Annotated in this window: 22 protein-coding genes and 1 tRNA gene; 8 read left to right on the top strand and 15 right to left on the bottom strand. The window is 71.0% G+C overall.

Annotated features, from left to right (window positions below):
- Positions 1–61 precede the first annotated feature (61 nt).
- Together MANAM107_RS07580 and MANAM107_RS07575 are read left to right on the top strand one after the other, a co-directional pair.
- Complete coding sequence (locus MANAM107_RS07580) at positions 62–2,140, top strand: PQQ-binding-like beta-propeller repeat protein (protein ID WP_223906959.1); 2,079 nt, start codon at positions 62–64, stop codon at positions 2,138–2,140.
- A complete protein-coding gene (locus MANAM107_RS07575; protein WP_223906955.1) occupies positions 2,140–3,528 on the top strand; it encodes a hypothetical protein in 1,389 nt (462 codons plus the stop codon). Before MANAM107_RS07580 ends, MANAM107_RS07575 begins: the two co-directional genes overlap by 1 nt.
- Before the next feature lie 186 nt (positions 3,529–3,714).
- On the opposite strand, the gene dtd is transcribed toward MANAM107_RS07575, so the two are convergent.
- The 5 genes from dtd to MANAM107_RS07550 form a co-directional block, all read right to left on the bottom strand.
- The gene (dtd, locus tag MANAM107_RS07570) at positions 3,715–4,164 is read right to left on the bottom strand and encodes a D-aminoacyl-tRNA deacylase (protein ID WP_223906953.1); all 450 of its coding nucleotides are present in this window, start codon (positions 4,162–4,164) and stop codon (positions 3,715–3,717) included.
- Complete coding sequence (locus MANAM107_RS07565; RefSeq protein WP_179901359.1) at positions 4,164–4,562, bottom strand: DUF2516 family protein; 399 nt, start codon at positions 4,560–4,562, stop codon at positions 4,164–4,166. The genes dtd and MANAM107_RS07565 overlap by 1 nt, the downstream gene beginning before the upstream one ends.
- A 275-nt stretch (positions 4,563–4,837) precedes the next feature.
- Complete coding sequence (ygfZ, locus tag MANAM107_RS07560) at positions 4,838–6,124, bottom strand: CAF17-like 4Fe-4S cluster assembly/insertion protein YgfZ (protein WP_223906950.1); 1,287 nt, start codon at positions 6,122–6,124, stop codon at positions 4,838–4,840.
- A 142-nt stretch (positions 6,125–6,266) separates the two neighbouring features.
- Positions 6,267–6,977 (bottom strand): heme-binding beta-barrel domain-containing protein, encoded by a 711-nt coding sequence (locus MANAM107_RS07555; RefSeq protein WP_223906947.1) that lies wholly within the window; start codon positions 6,975–6,977, stop codon positions 6,267–6,269.
- 61 nt (positions 6,978–7,038) lie between these two features.
- Positions 7,039–8,019 (bottom strand): hypothetical protein, encoded by a 981-nt coding sequence (locus MANAM107_RS07550; RefSeq protein ID WP_223906944.1) that lies wholly within the window; start codon positions 8,017–8,019, stop codon positions 7,039–7,041.
- A 206-nt stretch (positions 8,020–8,225) separates the two neighbouring features.
- Here MANAM107_RS07550 and MANAM107_RS07545 point away from each other — a divergent pair, with 206 nt between their 5' ends.
- From MANAM107_RS07545 to MANAM107_RS07535, 3 genes are all read left to right on the top strand, one after another.
- Positions 8,226–8,894, top strand: a complete 669-nt coding sequence (locus MANAM107_RS07545; RefSeq protein WP_223906941.1) for a winged helix family transcriptional regulator — start codon at positions 8,226–8,228, stop codon at positions 8,892–8,894.
- Between the two features lie 154 nt (positions 8,895–9,048).
- Entirely contained in the window at positions 9,049–9,669 is a 621-nt protein-coding gene (locus tag MANAM107_RS07540; protein ID WP_223906938.1) for a DUF47 domain-containing protein, read from the top strand.
- Positions 9,670–9,677: 8 nt separating this feature from the next.
- Positions 9,678–10,709, top strand: a complete 1,032-nt coding sequence (locus MANAM107_RS07535; RefSeq protein ID WP_223906935.1) for an inorganic phosphate transporter — start codon at positions 9,678–9,680, stop codon at positions 10,707–10,709.
- A 155-nt stretch (positions 10,710–10,864) separates the two neighbouring features.
- Here the strand turns inward: MANAM107_RS07535 and pstB are convergent, their stop codons facing one another.
- From pstB to pstS, 4 genes are all read right to left on the bottom strand, one after another.
- Positions 10,865–11,644: a phosphate ABC transporter ATP-binding protein PstB gene (gene pstB / locus MANAM107_RS07530; protein WP_223906933.1), complete on the bottom strand. Its 780-nt coding sequence runs from the start codon at positions 11,642–11,644 to the stop codon at positions 10,865–10,867.
- A gap of 73 nt (positions 11,645–11,717) precedes the next feature.
- Entirely contained in the window at positions 11,718–12,848 is a 1,131-nt protein-coding gene (gene pstA / locus MANAM107_RS07525; protein ID WP_223906930.1) for a phosphate ABC transporter permease PstA, read from the bottom strand.
- 1 nt (position 12,849) lies between these two features.
- Positions 12,850–13,893: a phosphate ABC transporter permease subunit PstC gene (gene pstC / locus MANAM107_RS07520; RefSeq protein ID WP_223906928.1), complete on the bottom strand. Its 1,044-nt coding sequence runs from the start codon at positions 13,891–13,893 to the stop codon at positions 12,850–12,852.
- A gap of 71 nt (positions 13,894–13,964) precedes the next feature.
- Positions 13,965–15,068, bottom strand: coding sequence for a phosphate ABC transporter substrate-binding protein PstS (gene pstS, locus MANAM107_RS07515; RefSeq protein ID WP_223906925.1), 1,104 nt, complete (start codon positions 15,066–15,068; stop codon positions 13,965–13,967).
- Between the two features lie 708 nt (positions 15,069–15,776).
- Between pstS and MANAM107_RS07510 the strand changes: the two genes are divergently transcribed.
- Entirely contained in the window at positions 15,777–16,751 is a 975-nt protein-coding gene (locus MANAM107_RS07510; protein ID WP_223906921.1) for a DUF2599 domain-containing protein, read from the top strand.
- A 92-nt stretch (positions 16,752–16,843) separates the two neighbouring features.
- Positions 16,844–17,098: a hypothetical protein gene (locus MANAM107_RS07505; protein WP_223906917.1), complete on the top strand. Its 255-nt coding sequence runs from the start codon at positions 16,844–16,846 to the stop codon at positions 17,096–17,098.
- 93 nt (positions 17,099–17,191) lie between these two features.
- On the opposite strand, the gene MANAM107_RS07500 is transcribed toward MANAM107_RS07505, so the two are convergent.
- The 3 genes from MANAM107_RS07500 to MANAM107_RS07490 form a co-directional block, all read right to left on the bottom strand.
- Positions 17,192–18,202 carry an NUDIX hydrolase gene (locus MANAM107_RS07500; RefSeq protein WP_223906913.1) on the bottom strand — a complete coding sequence of 337 codons (1,011 nt, stop codon included), beginning with the start codon at positions 18,200–18,202 and terminating at the stop codon, positions 17,192–17,194.
- A 12-nt stretch (positions 18,203–18,214) separates the two neighbouring features.
- Positions 18,215–21,058 (bottom strand): RNA degradosome polyphosphate kinase, encoded by a 2,844-nt coding sequence (locus MANAM107_RS07495; RefSeq protein WP_223906910.1) that lies wholly within the window; start codon positions 21,056–21,058, stop codon positions 18,215–18,217.
- A gap of 82 nt (positions 21,059–21,140) precedes the next feature.
- A complete protein-coding gene (locus MANAM107_RS07490) occupies positions 21,141–21,797 on the bottom strand; it encodes a hypothetical protein (protein ID WP_223906907.1) in 657 nt (218 codons plus the stop codon).
- 320 nt (positions 21,798–22,117) lie between these two features.
- Between MANAM107_RS07490 and MANAM107_RS07485 the strand changes: the two genes are divergently transcribed.
- Positions 22,118–22,194: transfer RNA gene (locus MANAM107_RS07485), tRNA-Lys, on the top strand.
- Positions 22,195–22,583: 389 nt separating this feature from the next.
- Here the strand turns inward: MANAM107_RS07485 and MANAM107_RS07480 are convergent.
- The 3 genes from MANAM107_RS07480 to MANAM107_RS07470 form a co-directional block, all read right to left on the bottom strand.
- Positions 22,584–23,438: a hypothetical protein gene (locus tag MANAM107_RS07480; protein ID WP_223906904.1), complete on the bottom strand. Its 855-nt coding sequence runs from the start codon at positions 23,436–23,438 to the stop codon at positions 22,584–22,586.
- Between the two features lie 287 nt (positions 23,439–23,725).
- The gene (locus MANAM107_RS07475; protein WP_179900976.1) at positions 23,726–23,983 is read right to left on the bottom strand and encodes a GlsB/YeaQ/YmgE family stress response membrane protein; all 258 of its coding nucleotides are present in this window, start codon (positions 23,981–23,983) and stop codon (positions 23,726–23,728) included.
- 211 nt (positions 23,984–24,194) lie between these two features.
- Positions 24,195–25,814: a DEAD/DEAH box helicase gene (locus MANAM107_RS07470; RefSeq protein ID WP_263421884.1), complete on the bottom strand. Its 1,620-nt coding sequence runs from the start codon at positions 25,812–25,814 to the stop codon at positions 24,195–24,197.
- Between the last annotated feature and the right edge of the window lie 108 nt (positions 25,815–25,922).

The following is a 25,922-nucleotide window of genomic DNA, read 5'->3' as shown; positions in this document are numbered from 1 at the left end:
CATGCCCCGCCCCATCCTCCCCGCCTCGACAGGATCACACCCTGGTCACAACAATGTGACCATGTCGCCCTCCCCCCGTGCCGCCACCCGCGACTCGGCCCCGTCCCACGCCTCCCGCGCCGACGACGGCGTGCCGCCACCTCCGGAAGGCGGGCCCGTCCCGCCGCGCGGAGCCCTGATGCTGCGAGCCCTGAGGGTCGGCCTCCTCATCGCCGTCCTGCAGCAAGCGGGCGTGACGATCTACTACATGACGAGCAAGGACACGTGGCTCAGGGATCCGCTGGACCGCCCGTTGCTGTTCAGCCCACTCCTGTGGTGCGCGATCATCGGGCTCTTCACCTGGATCGTCGCGACCCTGGGCCGGGAGCTCAGGCGCCGAGCCGCCATCGGCGCCAGTCTCATCATCCTGCTGTGCGCCACAGGCGTCGTCCTCCTCCAACTCCTGCGCTGGTGGGCGGACTACCAGGAGACCAGCGTCTCCATCCCGCTACGGCTCGTCCACGCCGCGGCAGCCATGGCCCTGGCCTCCGTGCTCGTCACCGACCTGCTGCTGCATCATCTGCGCACTGCCAACCCGCAGTGGAGTCATGACCACAACGACCTTTCCAAGTTGGGGCGGTTGCGCCGTCGCATCGAGCCGGGGGAGAGCAGCAGGCCCGGGAACCGCAAGCCCACGCACTACACCACCCTCCGCCTGGCCGCACGGACGCGCCTGAGCATGGCCGCCACAGCACTGGCAGTGATCCTGGCCATCACGGCTGCGGCCGTACTGCCCCACCTGTGGGCCCGTCCGACCACCGAGCTGTCCGCCACGCCGCCCAGCCCACTGCCTGAGCGCCCGGCGACGATCGGCACCCGGATCGCCTGGGATCAGGAGATTCCCGACGTCGTCGACATCACCACGACCGCCGCCGGCCTGGCCATCCTCACCACCGGCGGTATCACCACCATCAACCCCGCCGACGGCACCACCCTGTGGTCCTATCAGCGCCCGGCCCACTACGGCGAACCCGTAGTCAGCCCGGACGGGCGCCACCTGGCCGTCCGCATTGACGGCCCCAGAGGTGTGGACATCGGCGCTCGCCGCAACAGCGCCATCTCCGTGACCGTCGTCCTGGACGCGATCACAGGCCGCACCGTCCTGGAGCGCGTCAGCACCACCGGCGTGGGGGCGCCGCTGCAGCTGTCCGACTCCGCCATCCTCGACGACGGCACCGCCCTGTCCTTGGCCGACGGCTCCCAGCGCTGGCGCCTGGATCCGGAGTCCGGCACGTCGAAGGATGACCACGACTGCGGCTACCACGGGCCCGCCGGTCACGCCTCCTTCATCCTGGACTGCGATGAGGATGACAACGAGGGAACCGAGGAGGGAGGTGAGCAGTGGGAGGAGCGCGCCGGCCTCTCCCTCGTTCCGGACACCGACCCCACCGCTGTGAGCCGGGCCCACGGTATTCTCGTCGATCCCTTCAGGGCGGGCATCACGGTGGTCGGCGGGTGGACGGCGCAGGACACGGGCCGGGCCTCCGGCGAGACGAGCGCCTCTGCGAGGAGGGAGGCCCAGGCGGTCAGCCTCGATGCCCTGGCCGGGGTACAGGACCAGGCCGATACCCGGGCCGTCCCCCTGGGTGCGACGGCGGGCCTCAACTCCGTGGCCTCCAAGGCCTCGGGCACTCTGGTGACCTACCCCCTCTACGACGACGTCACGAACGAGGACATCATCATGCAGGACCCCCGACTGCCGCGGGCGCAGACCATCTTCGACCCCTCCCGGCGCACCGCCGTCGCCGCCTCGGAGGACACCGGTCTGGGCAGCGCCCGCCTCGGCGTCGTCCTCAGCAACGATGAGGGATCCCTCTCGGGACAGATCATCCTGGAATCCCAGAGCGGCACTGCCCAGGCCACGATCCCCCTAACGCAGGGTGGCACCTACCTGTCCCCCACGAATCTGGCCTTCCGCAGCAAGGGCGCCAATCAGCTCCAGAGACTCATCGGCGAGGATCCCGGACTTCGCGCCCTGAGCGCACCGGGGGCCACGATCATCGCCCTGGACACCGCCCCCACGATCGACCAGGGCTCCTACGCCGGCGAAGCAGCACCACGAACCTACCGGCTCGTGGGCCTCACGGGAGGAGAGCAGTAATGGGCCCTGCCAGCGCGCACCGGCACCACCAGGTGGCTCCGCGGGGCCGGCCGAGCCTGCGCGACCGCCTGTCCCGCCTCATCACCGTCGCCGCGCTCCTCCCCCTGGTCATCTCCGCCTGCAGCGCCAGCACGGAGGTGGGGGCCGACGTCGAGAACCCGGCGCAGGCGATCACCACCAGAGGCCTGGACGCCGAGGAGGTCAGCAGGCTTGAGGAGACCAGCCCCTCCTACCTCGGCTCCGGCAATCGCGTCCTGGCCACGGATAGCGGCGGGGTCTGGGTCCTGGACACCTCCAGGCAGACCGGCCGGCAGAGCGGGGGCGACGGCGCCGGGAGCGGTGGGGCCGGCGGCAGCACTGCCAGCAGCACACCCTCCGACGACGAGGAGACGACCGTCCCAACACTGACGATCATCTGCCGCGACCACGACACCGGACGCATGCAATGGGCGCTGACACTCGAAGAGGCCAAGGCGCCTGAGGACCACCATGACTGGACGGCCCCACAGCGCGCAGTTCCCGAGCTGCGCAAGCCCGCCGCCTCCGGCACTGGCGTCGTCAGCCCGGATGGGAGGCACCTGTCCCTCCTGCTGCGCCCATGGGTTCCCGGGGAGGAGGACACCACCGCCTCAGCAGCTGCGAGGATCCCGCAGCAGCGCACGCGCATCGCGGTTCTGGAGGCGGCGACCGGGAGGATCGTGCGCGTGGAGGAGGTCACGGGGCTAGTCCTGGGCCAGGCCCTGACCAACGGCGCCCTGGCCGTCCAGACCGCCCAGGACTTCTTCCCCGGGGGACGTGGCAAGGGAACGATCTCCGTCTTCCCACTGGATGGTGACAGCGCTGAGGCCACAACCATCCCCTCCGACAAGTGGCTCGTCGGAGCAGGCCAGGATTCCCTCCTGCTCGCCGACTTTCTCTTCCAGGCAAGGCACGATGAGACGAACTGCGGCCTGGGGTGCCAGGTGACAACCGTGACGAGGATGAGCCTGGGCGGCCAGAGCCTGGGGACGATCGACAGTGCCATCAAGGTCTACCCCGGCGGCTGGGTCGAGCGGTACACCGAGGCCATCGAGGCCGCCGACCTGGCGGTCCGAGAGGTGCCCGCCACATTGTCGGAGTTCGAGGAGATCGACACGTACTGGACAGACCTGGCCCGCGAGGTCGTGGATGTCGACACCGGAGCAGCGGTGTCCACCACCGCCATGGAGGTCGAGGCACGCCGACTGCCCACGGGACCCGGACTGCTGGTCACCAGGACGGATACCTCCCCCGACGACTCCGATGATCAGAGGAGGCGGCCCATCCCCGTGCTCTGGCTGAGCGCCGCCGACGACGGCAGTCCCCACACCGAGAACCTGGAGGCCGTCGCGGGGAACGAGGAGGACTGAGCTCGAGGCGCCCCATACCGCCCACGGCCGGGCCACATGGGGTCGGGCCGTCGGCCACGGTCATTCGCCGTCGGCCTCCGCACCGGCAGATCCAACCGGTGTCACTCCGCCTCCACCAGAATCGTCACCGGCCCGTCGGCCATCATCATCCGCCGTCGGCCTCCGCACCGGCAGATCCAACCGGTGTCACTCCGCCTCCACCAGAATCGTCACCGGCCCGTCGGCCTCCATGTCGATGCTCATGTGGGCGCCGAAGCTCCCCGTGGCCACCTCCAGGCCGCGGCCCCGCAACTGCGCCACCACCGACTCCACCAGGGGCTCGGCCACCGGCCCCGGGGCCGCCCTGTTCCACGAGGGCCGCCGGCCCTTGCGCACATCCGCATAGAGCGTGAACTGGGAGACCACCAGCACCGGCGCCCCCAGGTCACTGACCGAGCGCTCCGAGCCCGCCGCGCCATCCTCGCCCTCGAAGAGCCGCAACTCCGCGATCTTGCGCGCAATAGTCGCCACCTGCGCCTCGCCGTCGTCATGCGTGGCCCCCACCAGCGCCAGGAGCCCGGGCCGGGTGATCTCCCCGACCACCTCACCCTCAACGCGCACTGCCGCGCGGCTCACCCGCTGGAGAACCGCGCGCATCAGCGCCCCGGCCGCCAGTCGCGCGGGCCCGAGCCCGGCCCGCCCGGCCGCCGCTGAGAGGCCCGCCCCGGGATCCGGATCGAGGAGCGCACCCGCACCGGCGCGTAGTACCGCAGGGCCGGGCGCACATCAGCCAAGTAGACCGCATTGGCCACCACACCCAGCAGCCCCAGCATCGAGGCCGCCCCCATCAGCGCCACCACGCCCAGGCCCGCAGCATTGACCCCCAGCCAGAAGCCCTTCGTGCGCTTCCCCGCCGCAACATAGTGCGACGGCGACCGCAGGGCCGAGTCGATCAGTGCCCACACGCCCATGACCAGCCCAGCCACCTGGGCCAGGCGCCAGGCCCAGACCACGGCCTCCTGCAGGACAACGGCAATGGTGTACAAAACGCTCACCCGCCCAGGCTACCGGTGAGGCCGCCCAACCCCAAGGCCCACGCCCAGCGAGAACAGCCCCGCCCCTGCACATCTTCAACCGCCGCTCACGCCCTCGAACGGCGGAATCCCGCGAGCCTCCCCGCAGAATCCAGCTCGCGCGCCGCCGAAGATGTGCAGCGCCTCCCTCGCTGCACATCTTCAACAATCCACCGACCGGTCGAGCCCTGGAATGCCGCGGTCCTCCTCCAGTGACTGGCCCCGAGCCCGGCCGAAGATGTGCAGCCCCGGAGGGCTCAGCGCAGGAGGCCCTTGCGCAGGCCCTCCCCCGGGCGCTGCGCAGGACTCGCCTGGGCCCGCCCCTCGGGGGAGACCAGCAGCTCCTGGGCGGCATCCACGCGACCCACCTCCACGAGCCGGCCGTCCTCCTCCTCGGTCAGGGCCACGGTCAGCTGCTCGCCCACCGGCACCGCCCGCCGCAGCAGGGCCAGGGCCATGGGCCCCAGCTCATGGTGACGCACCACGGAGGTCACCGCCCCCACGGCCCGCTCCCCCAGGCGCACCACCGCCCCCGGCGCGGGCAGGTCCCCGCCCAGGCCGTCGAGCTGCAGGATGGTCAGGCGCCTGGGGGGCCGGCCCAGGTTGAGGGTGCGGGCCACCGTCTCCTGGCCCGGGTAGCAGCCCTTGTCCAGCTGCACGGCCGTGCGCAGCCAGTCCAGCTCATGGGGGATCGCCCGGGCGTCGGCCTCACGCGCCCACCGGGGCCGCCCCGCCTCCACGCGCAACGCCTCCCAGGCCAGGGAACCCGCCAGCGGCCCCACCGGGGTGGGCCCAACGATCCGCTCGAAGGCCTCGATGACGCGCCCCGCCTGCGCGGACCCGACCAGGACCAGTCCCGCCCGGTAGTCCCGGCCCGGGTGCGTCCAGTCCTCCAGCCCGACGTCGTAGCTGGTGCCGCCCTCCACAACGCCGGGCCACGGGTCGCGCCACAGGCCCCCGCCCTCGGCCGCGGGCCCACCGGCCGCAGGCCCGTCAGCAGCCGCCTTCTCGGCGCCCGCCTCGGCGGCCACCCCCTCAGGATTCGCAGGACCAGCAGCATCAGCCGGCCCCGCCAGGCCGCAGGCCTCCTCCAGCGCTGCCAGCCCCTGGCCCATGGCCCCCAGGGCCACGAGGTCGGGGCGCTCACCGACCTCCACGCGCAGCATGAAGCGCATGCGCTCCAAGAACTCCACCAGCGCCGCGCCCCGCCCGGCCTGGGTGACCAGGAAGAGCCGCTCACCGTCGTCGATGGCCGCCAGGGCGTGGCTGATGCGGCCGTTGGCGTCCAGCAGCAGGGTCTCGGTGCCGCCGTCGCCGGGCTCCAGTCCAGTGAGCACCTGACTGGACAGGGTGGTCAGCCAGCTCAGCCGGTCCGGGCCGGACACGGCCACCACGTCGCGGGCCAGGGGGCTGAGCGCCAGGCCCTCCCCCAGGGCGGCCTGCTCGCGCAGGGGGTCGCCGAAGTGGGCAGGGACGGCGGCGTCGGGATCGGCCTCGGGATTGGCGACGGCGCCGGGCCGGTTCATCAGGGGCAGTGGCGGCATAGGGCCTGACCTCCATGCGGGTCTGCGGTTGGATACGAGTCGATGGGATCTGCAGTTCTCCCCTTCAGGACGCAGCTCTCCCGGGGCACCGGGGGTGGATCTGCGTCCTGAAGGGGAGAACTGCGGACCGGGGCCGGAGGCCTCAGCCCTGCCCAGCCTCCGGGCCCGCCTGCGAGTCCTCCCGGCCGGCTCCGCCCTCCTCATCCGCCGCACCGGCGGCCAGTGCGGCGCCCGGCTGGTTGGCGGGGTCCTCGGGGTCCTCCACGCGCCCCAGGCGCCCCGAGGCGTAGGTGGTGGGCGTCTCCACGCCGAAGGCCGCCATGTCCTGGGTCCACATGAGGTCCCCGCCCACCAGCCCGAGCATGCGGGTCATCTCGGTGAGCGCGGCGGAGGTGCGGGTGCGCCCCACGGCCTGGCTCCCCACCTGGGCGCGCGGTCCCTGGATCCAGCCCTCCCAGACGGCCACATGCCCGGCGGGATCGGCGGAGACCAGCTCCAGGCTGGTGATCGGGGTGCGGGTGTCGGCGTCGTCATCGTCGGGCTGCTCCTGGCCCACCGGGCGCCAGTAGGTGGTCTCGGTGGACCAGATGCGGGCGGGAGCCAGCAGGGCGGCCCCCTCCAGGCCCGGCATCTCGAAGTCGAGGTCCTGGCTGCGGGTGGCATCCACCGTCCAGATCGTGGTGAGCTGGCGCAGGTAGGGGCCGCCGTCGTGGTCGAAGACCATCTCCTGGTAGACGGCCTGCTCGGGGATCGTCTCCCCATAGGTGAGGATGCCGTAGCCGCGCCAGGTCCCGATGAGCCAGGACAGGGGGTAGAGCTCGGGGGCGATGTCGTCCGGGAGGGTGAAAGCCATGGGGGCAGCCTAGGAGATGGGGCGCCCCCGGCGGCAGGGGCCTCGCTCAGCCGGTGATGAATCAGCCGGCGATGAAGCTGCCCATGAGGCGCGCGATGGCGTAGACCGGGATGCCCACGGCCAGGATCGGCACGACGGCGGAGGTCACCGCCGCCCGGCCGCCCGGCACCCACCGGTGGGTCCACAGGACCCGGTTGCCGGCGGCCATGAGCACGCCCGCCACGAAGCCCACGATGAGGCAGGCCGCGGCGCTCTGCAGGCCCGCGGTCACGCCCATGTGCGCGATGCCGAAGAACCCCGCCGAGGCCAGTACGCCCCCGGCGATGCCCGAGACGAGGGTGGGCACCGTGACGGTGAGGATCTCCAGGACGGTGGCCCGCACCTCCAGGACCGAGAGCAGGGCGCCGATGAACAGCGCCAGGCAGGTGGGCACGATGACCGCGGGGTCGGCCAGGCCCGACTCCAGGGCGCACCAGGCCGCCCCCGAGACCACCACCAGGCAGCCGCTGACCGTGGAGGACAGGTCCTCCACCAGCCCCCGGCGCCCGTCGCGGCGCATCATCTGGGCGATGAAGGCCCCCAGGACCGACAGCGCCATCACCACACCCGCGGCCCCCAGGTCGTGCAGGAGGAAGACCACGACCGTGGCCGCCCAGCCGGTCAGGGTCATGACGATCGCGGCGCCCCGGTCGTGGTGGGCCCGCAGCAGGGCGGGCCAGCCCTGGGCCGCCGCCGGGATGAGCAGGGCCACCAGGGCCAGGCGCGCCCAGGCGGGCAGGGAGGCGCTCACCGCCAGGAGCACCGGCACCAGGCCGGCGAAGGCCAGGCGGGTCCAGCCCGGCTCCACCAGCCCCAGCTCGACGGGGACCGGCTCGGCGGGCATCTCGTCCAACGGCGAGGCCAGCCCCTCCTCAGGCGCCGTATCCGCCTGAGCATCCCGGCCCCGCGCGCCCCCGAGCGGGCCGCTCATCTGCCCGGCGCCTGCGGGCGCGGGTGAGGCGGCGGATCGGGAGGGGCCGGGCTGGCGGTGGTGGGTGCTCACAGGGCGCATCGTCCCACACCCCGGGCACCGGTGGGTCGGCCTGGCGGCCCGCGCCCGGCCCGCCAGGCGCGCGACGACGCCGATTCCGCAGGTCGGAGGCGGGGCGGTCCGCCGATGTGATTGACTTGCCCCGTCCGGATCCAGGTGCGCTCCCGCCTGGGAGCGCCGCGGAGGCCGGGTCGACGCGACCCATGAAGGAAGACGCCGTGCGCATCATCATGTTCACACGTGAGACCGACGCCACCAAGGTGCTCCCCGCTGCCGCCTTCCTGGACTCCGAGGTCGAGTGCCTGGCCCCCACCCCCTCCTCCTACGCCGCCGTGGACTCCGCCGACGTCGTCATGATCGACGCCCGCGGCGACCTCGCCCGCGCCCGCGCCCTGTGCCAGCTGTTCACCGGCCCCATGGACTGCCCGCCCATCATCCTGGTCCTGGAGGAGGGCGGGGTGGCCGTGGTCCAGGGGGACTGGGGGGCCGCCGACTTCGTCGTCTCGGCCGTCGGACCCGCCGAGCTCTCCGCCCGACTGCGCCTCCTGCGGGCCCATGTGCCGGTGGTCGAGCCCCTGAGCAGCGACCTCATCGAGGTCGGCGATCTGGTCATCGACGCCACCGCCTACACGGTGCGCCTGCGCGGGACCATCCTGGACCTGACCTACAAGGAGTTCGAGCTGCTGAAGTTCCTGGCCGCCAACCACGGCCGGGTCCTGACCCGCGACACGCTCCTGGACGAGGTCTGGGGCGAGGACTACATCGGCGGATCGCGCACCGTGGATGTCCATATCCGGCGGCTGCGCGCCAAGCTCGGCCCCGAGCACGACCACATCATCGGCACTGTGCGCAACGTCGGCTACCGCTTGGACGCCCCCGAGGAGTAGCGCATTCGGCCCCGCCGGCCATGCGCGGTATCCTGAGTGCCGACGTCGGGCCGCGACGGGCCCCGGGCTCCAACTCAAGCCGCCACGAGCGGCATTCGCGCCGACTGGCGCTCTCCGGCCCGACGTCCCCACCCACCGCCGGTCAGGAGTGCGCGTGCGACTGCATCCCCGCAACAACGACGACGAGCTCATCGCACTCGTGGGCGAGGCCGCCCGGTCCCTGGTGACCGCCTCGGACCTGCTGGCCCGCATCATCGCCGCGGACCGCACCGACCGGGCCGCCCTGCGCGAGGAGCTGCACGCCGTCGAGCACACCGCCGATGAGCTCCACCACCGGCTCATCCGCCTCATCCACGACACCTTCGTCACCCCGGTGGACCGCGAGGACCTCCACCGCATCGGATCCCTGCTGGATGACTGCATGGATGCCCTCGATGAGGCCGGTGACATCGTGGTGCTCTACCAGGTGGGGTGGCTGCCGCCGGCCTGCACCGAGCAGGCCCAGATCCTCCAGCGCTGCGCCGAGCTCAGCGCCCAGGCCCTGCCCCGGCTACGGGCCGCCTCCGGCCTGCGCGAGTACTGGGTGGAGGTCAACTCGCTGGAGAACACCGCCGACCGGCTCTTCCGCAGCGCCATCGCCGAGCTGTTCGCCACCGAGCGGGACGCCATCCGCCTCATCAAGGTCAAGGAGGTCATCGAGCACCTGGAGGCCGCCGCCGACGCCTTCGAGCACCTGGCCGGGGCCGTGGAGTCCCTGGCGATGCGCGAGGGCTGAGGAGCCCCATGGAGGCCCTGGGCCCGGCCACGGCGGTCGCGATCGCGCTGGCCCTTGTCTTCGCCTTCACCAACGGCTTCCACGACGCCGCCAATGCCGTGGCGGCCTCGGTCTCCACCCGCGCGATCACCACCCACCGGGCCCTGGCCATGGCTGCGGGGCTCAACACCCTGGGGGCCCTGCTGGGCACGCAGGTGGCACTCACCGTGGGCTCGGGGATCCTGGAGAGCGACGACGTCGTGGGCCCCGTGGGCCTGGTGGTCGTGGGCGGCGCCCTGGTGGGGGCGATCTGCTGGAACCTCATCACCTGGTGGCTGGCCCTGCCCTCATCCTCCTCCCACGCCCTCATCGGGGCCCTGGCCGGTGCGGGCCTGGCCGGTGGCGTGGAAGTGCACTGGGGCAGGCTGCTCGACGTCGTGGTGGCCCCCATGGTGGCGGTGCCCCTGCTGGGCTTCGCCGCCGCCTGGGCGATCACCGCGGGGCTGCGCCGCCTCCTGGCCGCCCGTCCCTACCACCCCACCATGCGCCGCTTCCGGCTCCTGGAGACGGTGGCCGGCGCCCTGACCGCCCTGGGCCACGGACTCCAGGACGCGCAGAAGACCATGGGGGTCATGCTCATCGCCCTGGTCGCGGGCGGCTGGCTGGACCTGGCGGGCCTGGGGCAGGAGGTCTCGGCGGTGCCCCTGTGGGTGCGCCTGAGTGCCGCGGTGGCGCTGGGGGCCGGCACCTGGGCGGGCGGCGCGCGGATCATCCGGACTCTGGGAGCGCGTATCGCACGGCTGGATGCCGCCCAGGGCTTCGTGGCCCAGGCGGTCACTGCGGCGGTGCTCTGCGTCTCGGCCGTCGGGCTGGCCGCGCCGGTGTCCACCACGCACACCGTCTCGGCCTCGATCGCCGGGGCGGGCGGGGCGCGGCGCATGCGCCACGTGCACTGGAGGGTGCTGGGGCGCATCGCCTTCGCCTGGGTGGCCACACTGCCCGCGGCAGGACTGGTGGGCGCCGTCGTCAGCCGCCTCCTGGCCTGGCTCCTGGGCCTGTGAGCCCGCCGGGCCCAGGTTCGACGTCGGTTGGCGACTTGGGCGTCACATCGCGGAATGAACGTACCCCGCAGGCGACGCCGTTTCCGCGAAGTGACGTCTTTTCCGCGAAGCGACGCACCTGTGACGCCGCCGGGCCCCGGTGTCCGGCGCGCGCCTCAGCCGAAGCGGCCGGAGATGTAGTCCTCCGTGGCCTGCTCGGAGGGCGAGGAGAAGATCTTGGCCGTGGAGTCGTACTCCACGAGGTGACCGGGCTTGCCGGTGGCCTCCAGGTTGAAGAAGCCGGTCATGTCCGACACGCGCGAGGCCTGCTGCATGTTGTGGGTGACGATGACGATCGTGTAGTCGCTCTTGAGCTCGGCGATGAGGTCCTCGATGGCCAGGGTGGAGATGGGGTCCAGTGCGGAGCAGGGCTCGTCCATGAGCAGCACGGCGGGCTTGACGGCGATGGCCCGGGCGATGCACAGGCGCTGCTGCTGGCCCCCGGACAGGCCCGAGCCGGGGCGGTTCAGGCGGTCCTTGACCTCATCCCACAGGTTGGCGCCCCGCAAGGAGGTCTCGATGAGCTCCTCGGCCTCCTCCTTCTTCAGGCGCCGGTTGTTCAGGCGCGCCCCGGCCAGGACGTTCTCGGCGATGGACATCGTCGGGAAGGGGTTGGGGCGCTGGAAGACCATGCCGATGGCGCGGCGCACCTGGACGGCGTCGACCCCGGGGCCGTAGAGGTTGACGCCGTCGACGATGACCTCCCCCTCGACGCGGGCACCGGGGATGACCTCGTGCATGCGGTTGAGGGTGCGCAGGAAGGTGGACTTCCCGCAGCCCGAGGGGCCGATGAGCGCGGTGACGGTCTTGGGCTCGATGGTGACGTTGACGTCCTTGACGGCCAGGAAATCGCCGTAGTAGATGTTCTCGTCGATGACGTCGATTCGCTTGGACACGGGTGCTTCCTTCGCAGGGTCGGGGGCCGGGCGGTGCTGAGGCGGCGGCGCTGGGCGGCAGCGCCGGCCGGGCCTAGCGCTTGCCCTTGGGGCTGAAGCGCTTGGAGATGAGGCGGGCGGCCAGGTTGAGCAGCATCACCAGCAGGATGAGGGTCAGGGCGCCGGCCCAGGCCCGCTCCATGGTGGCCGCCTCGCCGCGGGAGTACTGGTCGTAGACGAGCACCGGCAGGGTGGACATGGAGCCCTCCAGCGGGTTGGTGTTGGTGCGCATGGTCAGGCCCACGGTGATGAGCAGGGGCGCGGTCTCCCCGATGACCCGGGCGATGGCGATCATCACCGAGGTGGTGATCCCGGCCACCGCGGTGCGCAGCACGACCTTGACGATGGTCAGCCACTTGGGCACCCCCAGGGCGTAGGAGGCCTCGCGCAGGTCGTTGGGGACGAGCTTGAGCATCTCCTCCACGCCGCGGATGACCACAGGGGTCATCAGGACGCTCAGGGCCACCGCCCCGATGATGCCCGCCTGGTAGCGGGGGCCGGCCAGGGTCAGGAACACCGAGTAGGCGAACAGCCCGGCCACGATCGAGGGGATGCCGGTCATGACGTCCACCAGGAAGGTCACCGCCCGGGCCACCCAGCCGCCGTTGTACTCCACCAGGAAGATGGCGGTGAACAGCCCCAGGGGGATGGAGATGGCCGAGGCGATCCCGGTGATCTGGAGGGTGCCGACGATCCCGTGGTAGAAGCCGCCGTTGGAGTCATCGGCCCCGCGCATGTTGGTCAGCAGGAACTCGGGGCCGAAGCGGGCGGCCCCGCCGGACAGGACCATCCAGATCAGGGAGACCAGCGGCACCATCACCAGGGCGAAGGCCAGGTAGACCAGGGAGGTGGCCAGGGTGTTGCGGCCCCAGCGCTCTCCCTCCTTGAACCAGGACACGGCGGTGGCGCCCACCACCCAGACCACCGCGGTGGCGGCCAGGACGGCGGCCGGGGACCAGGAGGCGAGCAGGCCGATGCCCCCCATGACGATGAAGGCGGCGCCCAGGGCCGCCCACAGGAACCAGTGGGGCAGGCGGTAGGAGGTCAGGGGCACGCCCTCGATGGTGGGAGGGTCGGCCAGGGGGTCGTGGGGAGCGCCCGCCTGCGGGCCCAGGGGCGAGCCGGCGGAGCTGCGGGTCGATGACGTCGATGGGGTGGTGCTCATATCAGTTGGCCCCCGAGAACTCGGCGCGGCGTGCGATCACCCAGCGGGCCATGGAGTTGACGGCGAAGGTGATGAGGAACAGGACCAGACCGGTGGCAATGAGGACGTTGACGCTCATGCCGAAGGCCTCGCGGAACTGGGCGGCGATATTGGCCGCGATGGTCTGGTGGCGGCCGGCCTCCAGGAGATGCAGACTCGTGCTCAGCCCCGGGGACATGATCATGAGCACGGCCATCGTCTCGCCCAGGGCTCGGCCCAGCCCCAGCATGGAGGCCGAGATGATGCCCGAGCGGGCGAAGGGCAGGACCGCCTGGCGGACCATCTCGTAGCGGGTGGCCCCCAAAGCCAGGGAGGCCTCCTCGTGGAGGGTGGGGGTCTGCAGGAAGATCTCGCGGATGGTGGCGGTGATGATGGGCAGGATCATGACCGCCAGGACCAGGGAGGCGGTCATGATGTTCTTGGCCGGGGCCGTGTAGTCGGCGAACAGGGGGATGAAGCCGAGTGCCCGGGTCAGCCAGGAGTAGAGGGGGTCGAGCTGGGGCACCAGCCACAGGAAGCCCCACAGGCCGAAGACCACCGAGGGGATGGCCGCCAGCAGGTCCACCAGGTAGCCCAGCCCCTGGGCCAGGCGGCGCGGGGCGTAGTGGGAGATGAACAGGGCCACCGCGATGCTCAGGGGCACCGCCACGCCCAGGGCGATGAGGGAGGACAGGAGCGTGCCGAAGACCAGGGGGGCCACGTACCCCCAGAAGCCCCTGCCCCGCAGGAAGGAGATCTCGGCCAGGTCGTCGGCGGAGGCGGTGAAGGCCGGCAGTGCCTGGCTGATGAGGAAGACCGTCACCAGGGCGAGCACCGCCATGATGAGCAGGCCCGCGCCCGCCGACATCCCGGAGAAGACCCGGTTGCCGGTCCGGCCCGGGGCCCGCCCGGTGCGGATGGCGGCGTCGTCGGGCAGCGGGGTGGCTGCCTGGGGCGCCGGGCGCGAGGGGGCCGGGCCCGGCCCCGTGGGGGGCGGAGCGGATGCTGTGGGTGCTGAGTGATCCACGTGCGGCCTTCCTTGTGGTGGTGGGGCGCGGCGCCGTCGGGCGGATGCGCCGGGGGGCTGGGGCGGGGCCCTCAGCCCACGATGGTCTCGATGGCGGCGTTGACCCTGGTGCGCAGCTCCTCGGAGATGGGCGCGCAGCCGGCGGCCCGGGAGGCTGCCTGCTGGCCCTCGGCGGAGGCGGCGTAGCGCAGGTAGGCCTTGAGGACGGGGGCGATCTCGGGGTCCTCGTAGCGCTGGCGGGCGATGAGGTAGGACACCAGGATGATGGGGTAGGTGCCCTCGGCGGAGTAGTTGAGGGAGTAGACCAGCCGGGATTCGGTGGCGTGCTCCGAGAGCTGGGAGGCGTCCAGGGTGGCGGCCGCGGCCTGGGCGGAGTAGGCCACGAAGCCGCCGGGGCCGCCCACCGCCACGGTGCCCAGGGTCTCGGGGACCTTGGAGGCGTCGGCGTAGCCGATGGTGCCGGGGGCGGCGGTGAGGGTCTGGATCATGCCCGAGGTGCCGTCCCCGGACTGCCCGCCGCCCAGCGGCCAGGTCTCGGCGCCCTTGTGGGGCCAGGCCTGGGGGGCGACGGCGTGGAGGTATCCGGTGACGTTCTTGGTGGTGCCCGAGTCGTCCGAGCGGTGCACCACCGTGATGCGGGTATCGGGAAGCTCGGTGCCCTCGTTGAGGGCGGCGATGGCCGGGTCGCGCCAGGAGGTGATGTCCCCGGCGAAGATCCTGGCGATGACTTCCCCGGTCATGTTCAGGCGCCCCTGGCCCGCCAGGCCGGGCAGGTGGTAGGCCACGGCGATCGGGGAGATGTAGAGGGGGAGCTCGACGGCGCCGCCCAGCGCCTGGGACTCCTCCTCATCCAGGGGGGCGTCGGAGCCGGCGAAGTCCACGGCCCCGGCCACCAGCTTGGTACGGCCCGCCCCGGAGCCCCCTCCCGCATAGTCGACGGCGGCGTTGAGGTTGCGGTCCATGAAGCCGTTGACCCACGCATCCTGGGCATCGGACTGGGAGGTGGCGCCGGCGCCCTTGATCTCGCCCTCCAGGTCGGTGGAGGCGCCGGGGGCGGGGGGTCCGGCGTCGCGCCCACAGGCGCCCAGGGCGGTGGTGGCGGCCATGGCGCTGAACGCGCCCAGGGCGCTGCGGCGGGTGAGACCGGGGGCGCGCGGTGAGTCGGATCGTGGCACGCCAGGAGACTAAGGAGCCCGGATGACCGCGGAAAGTGCCGGAGGTGAACACCCAGTGAACAGATGCGCTGTCCGCTGTCACGCCCCATGTCCACGCTGTGCCCGGCTTGATGAAAAACACCCCGACGCCGGACCAGGGCAGCCAGATGCACCGGCCACGCCGCTATGTACCGGGGCCACCGATATGCCGGTCTACTTCACCGATCCCCACAGGCCATGGCAACGAGGCTCCAACGAGAGCACAGGTGGCCTGATCCGCGAGCACCGACCCAAAGGCACCCCATCCCCCAGCACCAGCCCTACCCCACCGCCATCGCCCAAGAACACGGGTGGGCGCCCCCGCACCACCCTGGACCACCTCACCCCACGCCAAGCCATCGAACGCTTCCTCGTTGCTCCCACCCCTTGACACCAAGTCCGAGCCTCAGCAAGTGAGAATCTAAATGACATCTCAACACTCTCTTGACATCCAGTGCACGCAAGGCGACAGTCTCCAGAGAATTTTCACCACTAGGCCATAAATACCTTGCGCAATCCACGAATAGTGTTATTATAAAACGGAAAATACGACGCCCTCATATAGTCAATGGAGGTGGACTCATTGAATCGCCAATAAGTCTGCAGCAGCAGACGCCGACACCGACCCGCCCACGGGCATAGAATCCAGGGAACCGGCATCAGCACCCCCAACGACAGGAGTTTCCGGCCATGACCCCCAGAAAGACGCCCCTACTCTTTACTCTACTCAGCATCCCCCTCTCCACCCTAATAGTCTCGCCAGCATCAGCGGATCAGAGTTCAACAGACGAGACAGCCTCCGCCCTCCTCATTGCCGGAGAAATTGTCACTCAAGAGAACGTGACCCCGACCCCCAATACCTCAGGATATTCCTCCACCACAGCCAACAGCACAATAACAATTCCGCACCAAACGTCGGGCAATGTCATTATTGACGACCAGAAATCCGACGCATCCGACATTGCAATCAGCATCCCAGGAGACTCAACGGAAACAGCAACCCCATTAGCAGCAGGCGGCATCGCCTATGAGAATCAAGATTACAGCACCACCGTACTCCCAAAGAGCGACGGGTCCGTTCAACTGGTGACCACCGCAAAGTCCGCAACATCCCCCCAGGATTACACATACACATTCGCCATCAACGACGGATCTCATTTCCGCACGGAAGAAGACGGCGGAGTCTCACTGATCGGAGCAAATGGGAAATGGGAAGGAGGGTTGGCAGCCCCCTGGGCTAAAGACGCCAACGGGAACAGCCTTCCCACATTCTATCGCGTGGACGGAAATAAGATCACTCAACATATCTCGTTCAACAATAATACCGCATTTCCAGTTGTTGCGGACCCGTGGTGGGCCGGAAATCTCATCGACCACACCGAATGGGCAAACGACCTATGGGAGTGGAGCCCCACACTGAAAGTATACCCAACACTTTGGGGAAGGATCGCGCATCCCATTTATGGCGACCCCGCATGGTGGGAAACACTCGAAGAGACTGAACGCGACGGCCACCCGAACCCTGACACCGGGACGATGTACAACCAGTTTCTTTGCCACTGGGATTTCGTTCGCCTCCGTTCACCCAGAAAAGAAAGCTGGAATCTCGACACGAAACTACCAGATAAGGGCTACTTAGGGTTCCTCTGGAGCGGTTGCAACTAATGCGAACGATAAGCAGCACTGTACCACATGGGGCCCTGACCATCGCCTCCCGTACGGCGTTCACGGTCGCGCTCGTCGCGGTCAATGCAGCCGTGATCAGCTTCTATGCACTGTGGCATATCGCCGATACTGCGGCAGTCAACCGCGCCGAGGAGCACGGCTTCGCCCCTCAGCAGTTCCTGCCCCATGCCACAGCATTCTGGTTCGCCGCACATGCCTCACTACTCAGCGTCCTGATCCTTGACGTCATCGCCATGCCCGCGCTGCGCCGGGCATGGCGGCACCGGCGGGCATCGGTCGATGCGCGAGAGCCGGCGCCCCGGGCTGCCCAGAGCCGGGAGGGCTGACCTCCCCGGCCAGCCGCACGCATGCCAAGCGTTCCGGCGACGCTGGATCCCAGCGACGCCGATCCCCCAGCCAGGCGCCTTCGGGCAAGCGCCTCAGCGGCCCTCGGACAGGGCCGGGCGCTGCTTCTCGATGGCCACGGCCCGGATGCGCCCGTGGGGGCGGCGGGCCATGTGCAGCACCATGATCTCCCCGGTCTTGAGCCAGGGGTCGCGATCGGGCACCGAGCGCAGCAGCCTGCCCGGGGCGTACTCGGCCACCGCCTCCATGAGCGTGGGCAGCACCGGGCGGTGCGTGCACAGCGCCACCGGCGCCTCACGCACCCGCAGCGCCCGCTCCGCCACCTTCCGCGCCGCCTTGGGGCGCTCGGCGTGCGCGTGCTCGGTGATGGCCGCCTCCGTCTCCAGCTCGATGCCCGCCGCGGCGGTGTAGGGCGCGAGCGTGTCGTAGCAGCGCCGCCACGGGCTGGTGATCGCCCTGCCCACCCCGTAGGCCGACAGCACCTGGACCAGGGCGCGGGCCCGCACCTCGCCCTGGTCCTTCGTCAGGGGCCGGGTGGCCTCATCGGCCTCCTTGTCGCGCTTCGTGGGGCGGTTCCACACCGAGCGCTTGACGGCGCGCGCGTGGCGCACCAGCACCAGGGTCCAGGTGTCGAGCTTGCCGTCCTCCCACAGGTCCACCAGCTCGCCCAGCAGCTCGCGGTCGCGCTCATAGCTCAGCAGCCGGCGTGCCGCCTTGGCCCGCACCCAGGCGACGTCGTCGATCTCCGAGGCCAAGGCCGGCCGCACCGCGGGGCGGGCGCTCAGGGCCGCCGCGCCGGGGTCGGCGGGCCGGGCGACCCAGTAGCGGACCTCCTTGCGGGCGCCGTCGTCGAGCCGATAGCCCTGGGTGCTCAGCGGCTGGCCCAGGATGATGGGCACCCCGGTCTCCTCAGCGACCTCGCGCACCGCACAGCTGCGCGCGGACTCCTTCGGCTCGACCTTGCCCTTGGGGAAGGACCAGTCGTCGTAGCGGGGGCGGTGGACCAGGAGGACCTCCAGGTGCTTGCCCTCCTGGCGCCACACCAGGGCCCCGGCGGCGCGAACCCTCAGCTGCTTCGTGCTCATCGCCGCTCCCCCTCAGCTGCGGCCCTTGACCCGGGAGCGGGCCCGGGCCATGAGGCTGTCCTGGATGTCCTCCAGCCGCTCGCCGTCGGGGCCGTGCACATGGCGGGTCCAGGTGCCGTCGGGCTGCAGGTGCCAGGAGGCCACCTCATCGCTGGCGCAGTGGGTGACCAGCTCCTCGAGCTCGGCGACCATGGCGGGATCGGTGATGCGCACCAGGGCCTCGACCCGGCGGTCCAGGTTGCGGTGCATGAGGTCGGCCGAGCCGATGTACAGCTCGGTCTCGCCCCCCGCCGCGAAGGCGTAGATGCGCGAGTGCTCCAGGAACCGACCCAGGATCGAGTGCACCCGGATGTTCTCACTGAGCCCCGCCACCCCCGCACGGATGCCGCAGATGCCCCGCACGACGATGTCCACCGGCACCCCCGCGCGCGAGGCCCGGTAGAGGGCGTCGATGACGGTCTCATCGACGATCGAGTTGACCTTGATGCGGATCCAGGCAGGAAGGCCCGCACGGTGGTTGTCCACCTCCCGCTCGATGCGCTCCACCAGCCCGTCGCGCAGGCTGCGCGGGGCCACGAGCAGGCGCCGGAAGCGGGCGCGGGGGGCGTAGCCCGAGAGCTGGTTGAACAGCGTGGTCAGGTCCTGGGCCACATCACGGTCGCAGGTCAGCAGGCCCAGGTCCTCATACCCCCGGGCGGTCTTGGGATGGTAGTTGCCCGTGCCCACGTGGCAGTAGCGGCGCAGGCCGTCGGACTCCTGGCGCACCACCAGCAGCAGCTTGCAGTGGGTCTTGAGGCCCACCATGCCGTAGACCACGTGCACCCCGGCGCGCTCGAGCTTGCGGGCCCAGGAGATATTGGCCTCCTCATCGAAGCGCGCCTTGATCTCCACGATCGCCACCACCTGCTTGCCGGCCTCCGCGGCCTCGATGAGGGCGTCGACGATCGGGGAGTCCCCCGAGGTGCGGTAGAGGGTCTGCTTGATGGCCAGCACCTTGGGGTCGGCGGCCGCCTGGGCCACGAACTCCTGGACGGAGGTGGAGAAGGAGTCGTAGGGGTGGTGCAGGAGGATGTCGTGCTCGCGCATGGCGGCGAAGACGTCCGGGGCGCTGGAGGACTCGCGGGTGGCCAGGCCCCTGGCGGTGACCGGCACGAAGCGGGGGTACTTCAGCGCCGGGATGTCCAGGTCGTGCAACTCGTTGAGGCCGTTGAGGTCCAGGGGCGCGGGCAGCTCGAAGACGTCGTCGTCGCGCAGGCGCAGGGCGCGCACCAGGTAGCGGCGGGTGAAGGAGGAAATGGTGTCCTCCACCTCCAGGCGCACGCTGTCGCCGAAGCGGCGCCGCTCCAGCTCCTTCTCCATGGCCTTGAGGAGGTTCTCGGCGTCGTCCTCCTCCACCTCCAGGTTCTCGTTGCGGGTGACCCGGAAGAGGTGGTGCTCCAGGATGTCCATGCCGGGGAAGAGGTGGTCCAGGTGCTGGCCGATGACCACCTCGATGGGGATGACGGCGCAGCCGGCCCGGGTATCGGCGGTGTTGAGCTCGCGGCCCGGGACGGTGATGAGCCGCGGCAGGGAGCCGGGGACCTTGATGCGGGCGAAGTGCTCCTTGCCGCTGCGCGGGTTGCGCAGGATGACCGCCAGGTTGAGGGAGAGCCCTGAGATGTAGGGGAAGGGGTGGGAGGGGTCCACGGCCAGGGGCGTGAGCACGGGGAAGATCTGGTGGCGGAAGTAGCGGGTCAGGCGCTCCTGCTGCTCGGGGGCCAGCTGGTCCCAGGTGAGGATCTCGATGCCGTGCTCGGCCAGGGCGGGGCGCACGTCCTGCTGGAAGACGGCGGCCTGGCGGGCCGTGAGCTCCTTGGCGCGGGCGGTGACGCGGGACAGGACCTGGTGGGCGTTGAGGCCCGAGGCGCGCACCGGGGTGATGCCCGCCTTGATGCGGCGCATGAGGCCGGCGACGCGCACCATGTAGAACTCATCGAGGTTGGAGGAGAAGATCGATAGGAACCAGGCGCGCTCCAGCAGCGGCAGGCTGCGGTCCTCGGCCTGCTCCAGGACCCGCTCGTTGAAGTCCATCCAGGTCAGCTCGCGGTCGGCGAAGCGGTCCTCGAAGGACTCCAGGTCGGGCAGGCCCTCCTCGGGATCGGGGGCCTGGGGGGAGCCCTCGCCGGCGGGGGCCGCCGGGCCGGCTCCGACAGCGAGGCCCGCGGCGCCCGAGGAGGAGGCTCCCGCGGTGGTCGCCGGGGCGGTGGTGCTCACGGGTGCGGTGCCGGCGCCACCCGCTGCCACGGCCGCGGCGAGGGTCTCCGCCCTGCTGGGGATCGGGGAGCCGGGGCTGCAGCCGTCGCCCCCCTCCGCTGGGTCGGCCGGGGCCGCCGGAGCACCGGAGCCGCCCGCCCCACCGGTGTGCGCGCCGGCCTGCCCGCACGAGGGGGCCGAGGGCGCGGGGGCCTCGTCGATCTCGTCGAAGTCCTCATCCTCATACTGGGGGCCGGCGTCGTCGGCGAAATCGCGGGGGTCGGCCGGCTCGATGATGTGCTCATCGGGCTCCGTGCGCTCATCGGGCTGCGGGGCCGGTAAGGCCGCCGCCCCCGGCCCGGAGCCGGTGGCCACGGGCTCGCCCCCGCCATCACCATCCAGGTGGCCATCGCCGCGGGCAGGCCCCTGCGCCGCGCTCAGGGCCGGCGATGCCTGTGGAGCGGCCTCCACGGGCTGCCCGGCGCCCGGCGAGGATGACTCCTGCGCCTCCTCCTGCGGCGCGGCGGGCGTCGTGCCGGGGGTCGTCTCGGGGCTCTGAGACTGGCGGGCCCACCCGCCCAGGAAGCTGGACAACGAAGCGGGGGACGGCTGCGCACTGCTCATGGGGGAATGATCCCATGAGACGGCCCGGCTGTGGGCCCGCCATATGACCTACGTCGCCCGATATTCTCCTGCGCCCGGAGGATCAGTCCAGGAGGCCGGAGGCGGCACGGCGGGAGGCCTCCGTGAACTCCTCGGCGGTGGCCAGGAGGGCAGAGTCGCGGCGGGTAACGCGATGGGCGAGTTCGTCGGCGTCGTCCTCGATCCAGACAGGGTGGGAGCCGGCCGCCAGGGCGCGCAGGAAGCCGGCGGCCAGGCGCAGCAGGGGCGCCAGGGCGGCGACCGAGCCCTCCAGCCGCCCGGCCAGGACGGTGTCGATGCGCTCGCGCAGCTCCTCGGGGGCCGGAGCCGGGTTGGCCTGCGCCAGCGCGTCCTCGAAGCGGCTCTTAGCGCCCTTATCGTTGCTGAGGTCGAGGGTGGTGGCGTATCGGCGGGCCACGAGCTGCGGGTCGCGCCGGATCCACTCGCGCAGCAGGAAGAGGCGCCACAGAGTGCCGGGCAGGGTGGTGGCGGGCGAGTCGGCCCACAGCTCGGCGACGGCGTCGACGCCGTTGGCAGCCACCGCGGCCACCACGCCGTCGCGGGTGATGAGCTCCTCCTGCCCCTCGGAGGGGAAGCCGCCGATGAGGGCCTGGGCGGCGCGGTGGGCGAGCTCGGAGGCGACGGCGGTGTCGGCGCTGCCCTCGATCTGCTCGGCGGCCTCGGGGTCGAGGCGGGCGGGGCGGTGGAACTGGCGTGCCATCGGGGCCTCCTGGTGATCTGCTCGTGGGCTGCGATTGCGCGAGCGGGCCGCCACCCCGCCCGCTGGCGGAGCGCGCCTGCGGCCGGGCCGGCTCCCGGCGCGTGCGGATGGCCGGGGCCCGCGCCCGGGTATTGTCTCGCGCTGAGCGGTGCGGGTGGTAGCCCGGCGCGGCCATGGTCAGCCCTCGCACCGATCAGCCGCTGGGGCGTCGCGGGCGTCCTGGTGCTCCGGCCCCGGCGCACCACTGGCCTCTACCAGGGCACCTGCTGCGCCCTGCCCGGGGCGCTATGCTGGTCCCCGCGCCGGGCCCGCCCGGCCGCGCCCCCTTAGCTCAGTTGGTCAGAGCTGCGGACTTTTAATCCGAAGGTCGTGGGTTCGAGCCCCACAGGGGGTACCAGCAGGAACTCACTGTTCCCAACGACTATCCCCTCTCCGCGACACCCCGGAGACCTTCCGTTTCCCCTACACCCGCCGCACGATGACGGCACCAATGGCTACACCGGGGAGGGGCACCGGCGAGAACGGGCCGCCGGGCAGTTGACGAGCCTGGGAGCGGGCGTTGCACATCTTCAACGCCCCTCGGGCCCGCCCAGTCCGACTGGGCCGCGGAATCACGCCGTTCAACCAGGCGGTCGATTCTTGAAGATGTGCAACGCCGGGGGCGAGCCGGGCGGAGCCACGGCCGCCATCACCGACGGCACCCGAGTCGATGCCACGCCTGGGAAGAGCGGCTCATCGCTCCGATCTCACCACCCGGAGCGGCCCCACGACCCGCCTGAGCATCCGCTACTGAGCACTTGTCCGGTACGCATCGAGAACAGCACCGAGGTGGTCCCCGAAGACAGAGGCGATCTCCTCATGGTCGTATCCCGGAAGCCACGTGGCGTGAGTGCGCCCTTGAAAGCCTGCCGCAGTGTAACCGTCGTACCCGCCCCTGGCACGATCGATGCCGTTATACCCCTTCCCGAAGGGGTCCCGCTGGTCCGGGGAATCCCGGGGAACGTCGTCCAGGCCGGTGACCCAGTTCAGGGACAGGTTCTGCTTGGAGGCTGCGGAGAAGGAGTCGGCCCTTAGTCCCGACACTCCCCCACCGCCGAAGACGAGGAACCCGCCCTTGCTCATGCTGTTGGCATAGGCCGGGAAGAAGGCGCCGGTAATGAACTCCGAGCCGCCGGAGTATCCCACGAGCCACAGGGTCTCAGTGTTCGCGTGACGCTCGGTGCGTGCCCGATCGATGGCCTCGGTGAGATGGGTGATCTTGTCTGCTCGGCTGAAGCCCCCCTCAACAGGGGGGACGCCATCAGCATCCGTCGTATCATCCGTCCACCACAGGTCCGACCCGGGAGAGCGCACCGACAGCACGTCGTAGCCGCGACTCCGCGCCGCCTCCACGACGCTTCCCGGCCCCGTCAGTCCACCCTGAGTGCTCGAGGCGCCATCGGTGTCGTGCAGCTCCTGCCCGTCGCCGTCGAGGTAGACGACAAGCCCCTTCTTGGGCGCCCGGGCTGCGGGGTAGAAGCGCTCGGTCACCTTCTCGCCACCTTCGACGGCCAGCGCCCCCGACCCCGGCAGGAGCACCCCCGCCGTTACCAGGGGAGCCATCACGTGCGTGACGGTGCGTCGCGAGATCAATGCGGTCATGAGGTTCCTTTCCCATCGGTGTCCGCCAGGGACGCTAATGACGCCGACTGAGCAAGCCATCCCAGGGTCCAGGAAGACTCCTGATAGACAACACTCCAGATCCGCAGGCGAGCAGCCCGCATCCCCACACGCCAGCAGGCCGGGCCGCGCACGCCCACCAGGACCTCGACGGCAGCAGAAAGGCCGGGTTGCGGCAGGCGATCACCCGCAGCAACCCGGCCGACGTCGGTGGAGCGCCCGGAGCCGAGCCCTATCGACTGCCCAGGACCCGGACGCAGTGCCCCGCGCTACTTGCGCCGCGTCACAGCCAGGAAGACCGTGATGGCGCCCATGGCTGCGATGACCGACAGAATCCAGCGGATCCAGTCGATACCGGCGGTGTCGGCAACGCCGAGCAGGCTGGAGACCCAACCGCCCAGGAAGGCCCCGATGGCCCCCAGGATAATGGTCCACAGCACTGACAGATTCTGCTCGCCCTTCAGGAACAGGCGGGCCAGAGCGCCGATGACGGCACCGAAGATGATCATTCCAATGAGCTCGCCCATGGCTTTCTCCTCCTCAGAGATCGGATTGCGAGTTTGACGACGCTACAGGACATGAGCGGTGTCAGCAATGAACTATAATGAACTCCAACCCCAATGGGGCGCACCAAGCAGTTGACGTTTCACACAGCAGCAATTGCGAAAAAGACGTGACATCGGCGCTTACCGATGTTGCAAGCTTTGCAGCGCCGTGATGCCACGCGGACTCCGGGCCTCACTGATGGCGATGCGTGCGCGAGGCATGCGGGGCCGGGGCCTTCCTGCGAGTACTGCGCGCCCCGGCGCGCCCGTGGGCCTGCGCCTTCCCGCGTGACTGCCGACGCTCCTGGGTCTGGCCCCTCTCCGCGCCCCCAGCGCCCTGGCCCGCGCGCGCACCGCGTGGGGCCTGCCCCTCCCGCTGTCCCTGAGCCGCCCGGTCAGGCCGCCCGCGACGACGCGCCCCTCCCGCGGACCGACCCGCCAGGGAGGCCCGGACCGCGGGCGCCGCCCCCTTGACAGCGACCCCCTCGGGCATGTCCCCGGCCTCGACCAATGGCGCCACCTGGCCCACCAGGGCGGCCACGGCCTCGTCCTCGGGGCGCACGCGCTCCATATCGGCCTTGATCCTGGCCTTCCTCAGCAGGACCTGGACATCCTGCTTCTGCTCGGGCAGGACGAGGGTGACCACCGTCCCATCCGCCCCGGCCCTGGCCGTGCGCCCCGAGCGGTGCAGGTAGGCCTTGTGCTCCGCCGGAGGGTCGACGTGGACGACCAGTTCCACCCCCGAGACGTCGATACCGCGGGCGGCGATGTCGGTGGCGACCATGACATGCACCTGCCCGGAGGAGAAGGCCCTCATCGCCCGCTCGCGGGCCTTCTGACTCATATTCCCCTGCAGCTCGACCGCCGGGATGCCGTCCTTGGTGAGTTTGCGCGCCACGCGGCGGGCCAGGTGCTTGGTGCGGGTGAACAGGATCCGCTGGCCCGTCCCCGAGGCCAGGCGGCGCACGACGCCGTCCTTGGCGGTCTTATCCGCCACCAGCCACACGCGGTGGTCCATGGAGCGCACCGGCGAGGAGGCGGGGTCCACGGCGTGCTGGAGCGGGTCGTGGAGGAACTCGCGCACGAGCCTGTCCACCCCGTTGTCCAAGGTGGCGGAGAACAGCAGGCGCTGGCCGCTCTCGGGTGTGGCCCGCAGGATGCGGCGCACCCCGGGCAGGAAGCCGAGATCGGCCATGTGGTCGGCCTCGTCCAGGACGGTGATGGCCACCTCATCGAGGTCGATGATCCCCTGGCCCATGAGGTCCAGGAGCCGCCCGGGGCAGGCCACGACGACGTCGACCCCCGCCGCCAGCGCCCTCTCCTGGGGCTTCTGGGACACCCCGCCGAAGACGGTGGTGACATCCATGTCCACCACGCGGGCCAGCGGCTCGATGACCTCGGCGATCTGGAGGGCAAGCTCGCGCGTGGGGGCCAGGACCAGGCCGATGGGGTGGCCGGGGCGGGCCTTGTCCTGCTGGGCCAGGCGCTGGACCAGGGGCAGGCTGAAGGCCAGCGTCTTGCCCGAGCCGGTCCGCCCCCGCCCCAGCACGTCGCGGCCCGCCAGGGTATCGGGCAGGGTGGCGCTCTGGATGGGGAAGGGGGCGGCGAAGCCCCGGGAGTCCAGGTCGGCGGCGAGGTCGTCGTCGATCCCCAGGGAGGTGAAGGAGGCCTCGCCCTCGACGGGCAGGCGGGAGGAGGTGAATGCGGGCACGCGGTCGTCTTTCGGTCTGGCCGGGCCGACCCGCATCGTGCTGGTGTCGGCGCGGCTCTGCGGGGCGCCGGTGATCAGGGTCTCGACGGCGCGCGGATCCATCCGCGAGCGCCGGAGCCGGGGCACCAGCCGGGCCGCGGCGGAGTGCCGGGCCGGAGCCATTGTCGCACACGCCCGCCCGGGGCAGGCTGCGACGTCGACGACGGCGCT

The organism is Actinomyces capricornis (assembly GCF_019974135.1).
GTDB classification, from domain to species: domain Bacteria; phylum Actinomycetota; class Actinomycetes; order Actinomycetales; family Actinomycetaceae; genus Actinomyces; species Actinomyces capricornis.
This window is presented reverse-complemented; position numbering and strand designations above follow the sequence as displayed.

What these genes read in the sequence shown, in the direction of transcription:
- MANAM107_RS07510 (WP_223906921.1), top strand. Translation starts at nt 15,777, where the DNA reads ATGACCCCCAGAAAGACGCCCCTACTCTTTACTCTACTCAGCATCCCC.
- ygfZ (WP_223906950.1), bottom strand. Translation starts at nt 6,124, where the DNA reads ATGCCGCCACTGCCCCTGATGAACCGGCCCGGCGCCGTCGCCAATCCC.
- MANAM107_RS07475 (WP_179900976.1), bottom strand. Translation starts at nt 23,983, where the DNA reads ATGGGCGAGCTCATTGGAATGATCATCTTCGGTGCCGTCATCGGCGCT.
- MANAM107_RS07470 (WP_263421884.1), bottom strand. Translation starts at nt 25,814, where the DNA reads ATGGATCCGCGCGCCGTCGAGACCCTGATCACCGGCGCCCCGCAGAGC.
- dtd (WP_223906953.1), bottom strand. Translation starts at nt 4,164, where the DNA reads ATGCGCGCGGTTCTCCAGCGGGTGAGCCGCGCGGCAGTGCGCGTTGAG.
- MANAM107_RS07535 (WP_223906935.1), top strand. Translation starts at nt 9,678, where the DNA reads ATGGAGGCCCTGGGCCCGGCCACGGCGGTCGCGATCGCGCTGGCCCTT.
- pstA (WP_223906930.1), bottom strand. Translation starts at nt 12,848, where the DNA reads ATGAGCACCACCCCATCGACGTCATCGACCCGCAGCTCCGCCGGCTCG.
- MANAM107_RS07490 (WP_223906907.1), bottom strand. Translation starts at nt 21,797, where the DNA reads ATGGCACGCCAGTTCCACCGCCCCGCCCGCCTCGACCCCGAGGCCGCC.
- MANAM107_RS07480 (WP_223906904.1), bottom strand. Translation starts at nt 23,438, where the DNA reads ATGACCGCATTGATCTCGCGACGCACCGTCACGCACGTGATGGCTCCC.
- MANAM107_RS07495 (WP_223906910.1), bottom strand. Translation starts at nt 21,058, where the DNA reads ATGAGCAGTGCGCAGCCGTCCCCCGCTTCGTTGTCCAGCTTCCTGGGC.
- MANAM107_RS07575 (WP_223906955.1), top strand. Translation starts at nt 2,140, where the DNA reads ATGGGCCCTGCCAGCGCGCACCGGCACCACCAGGTGGCTCCGCGGGGC.
- MANAM107_RS07555 (WP_223906947.1), bottom strand. Translation starts at nt 6,977, where the DNA reads ATGGCTTTCACCCTCCCGGACGACATCGCCCCCGAGCTCTACCCCCTG.
- MANAM107_RS07500 (WP_223906913.1), bottom strand. Translation starts at nt 18,202, where the DNA reads ATGAGCACGAAGCAGCTGAGGGTTCGCGCCGCCGGGGCCCTGGTGTGG.
- MANAM107_RS07580 (WP_223906959.1), top strand. Translation starts at nt 62, where the DNA reads ATGTCGCCCTCCCCCCGTGCCGCCACCCGCGACTCGGCCCCGTCCCAC.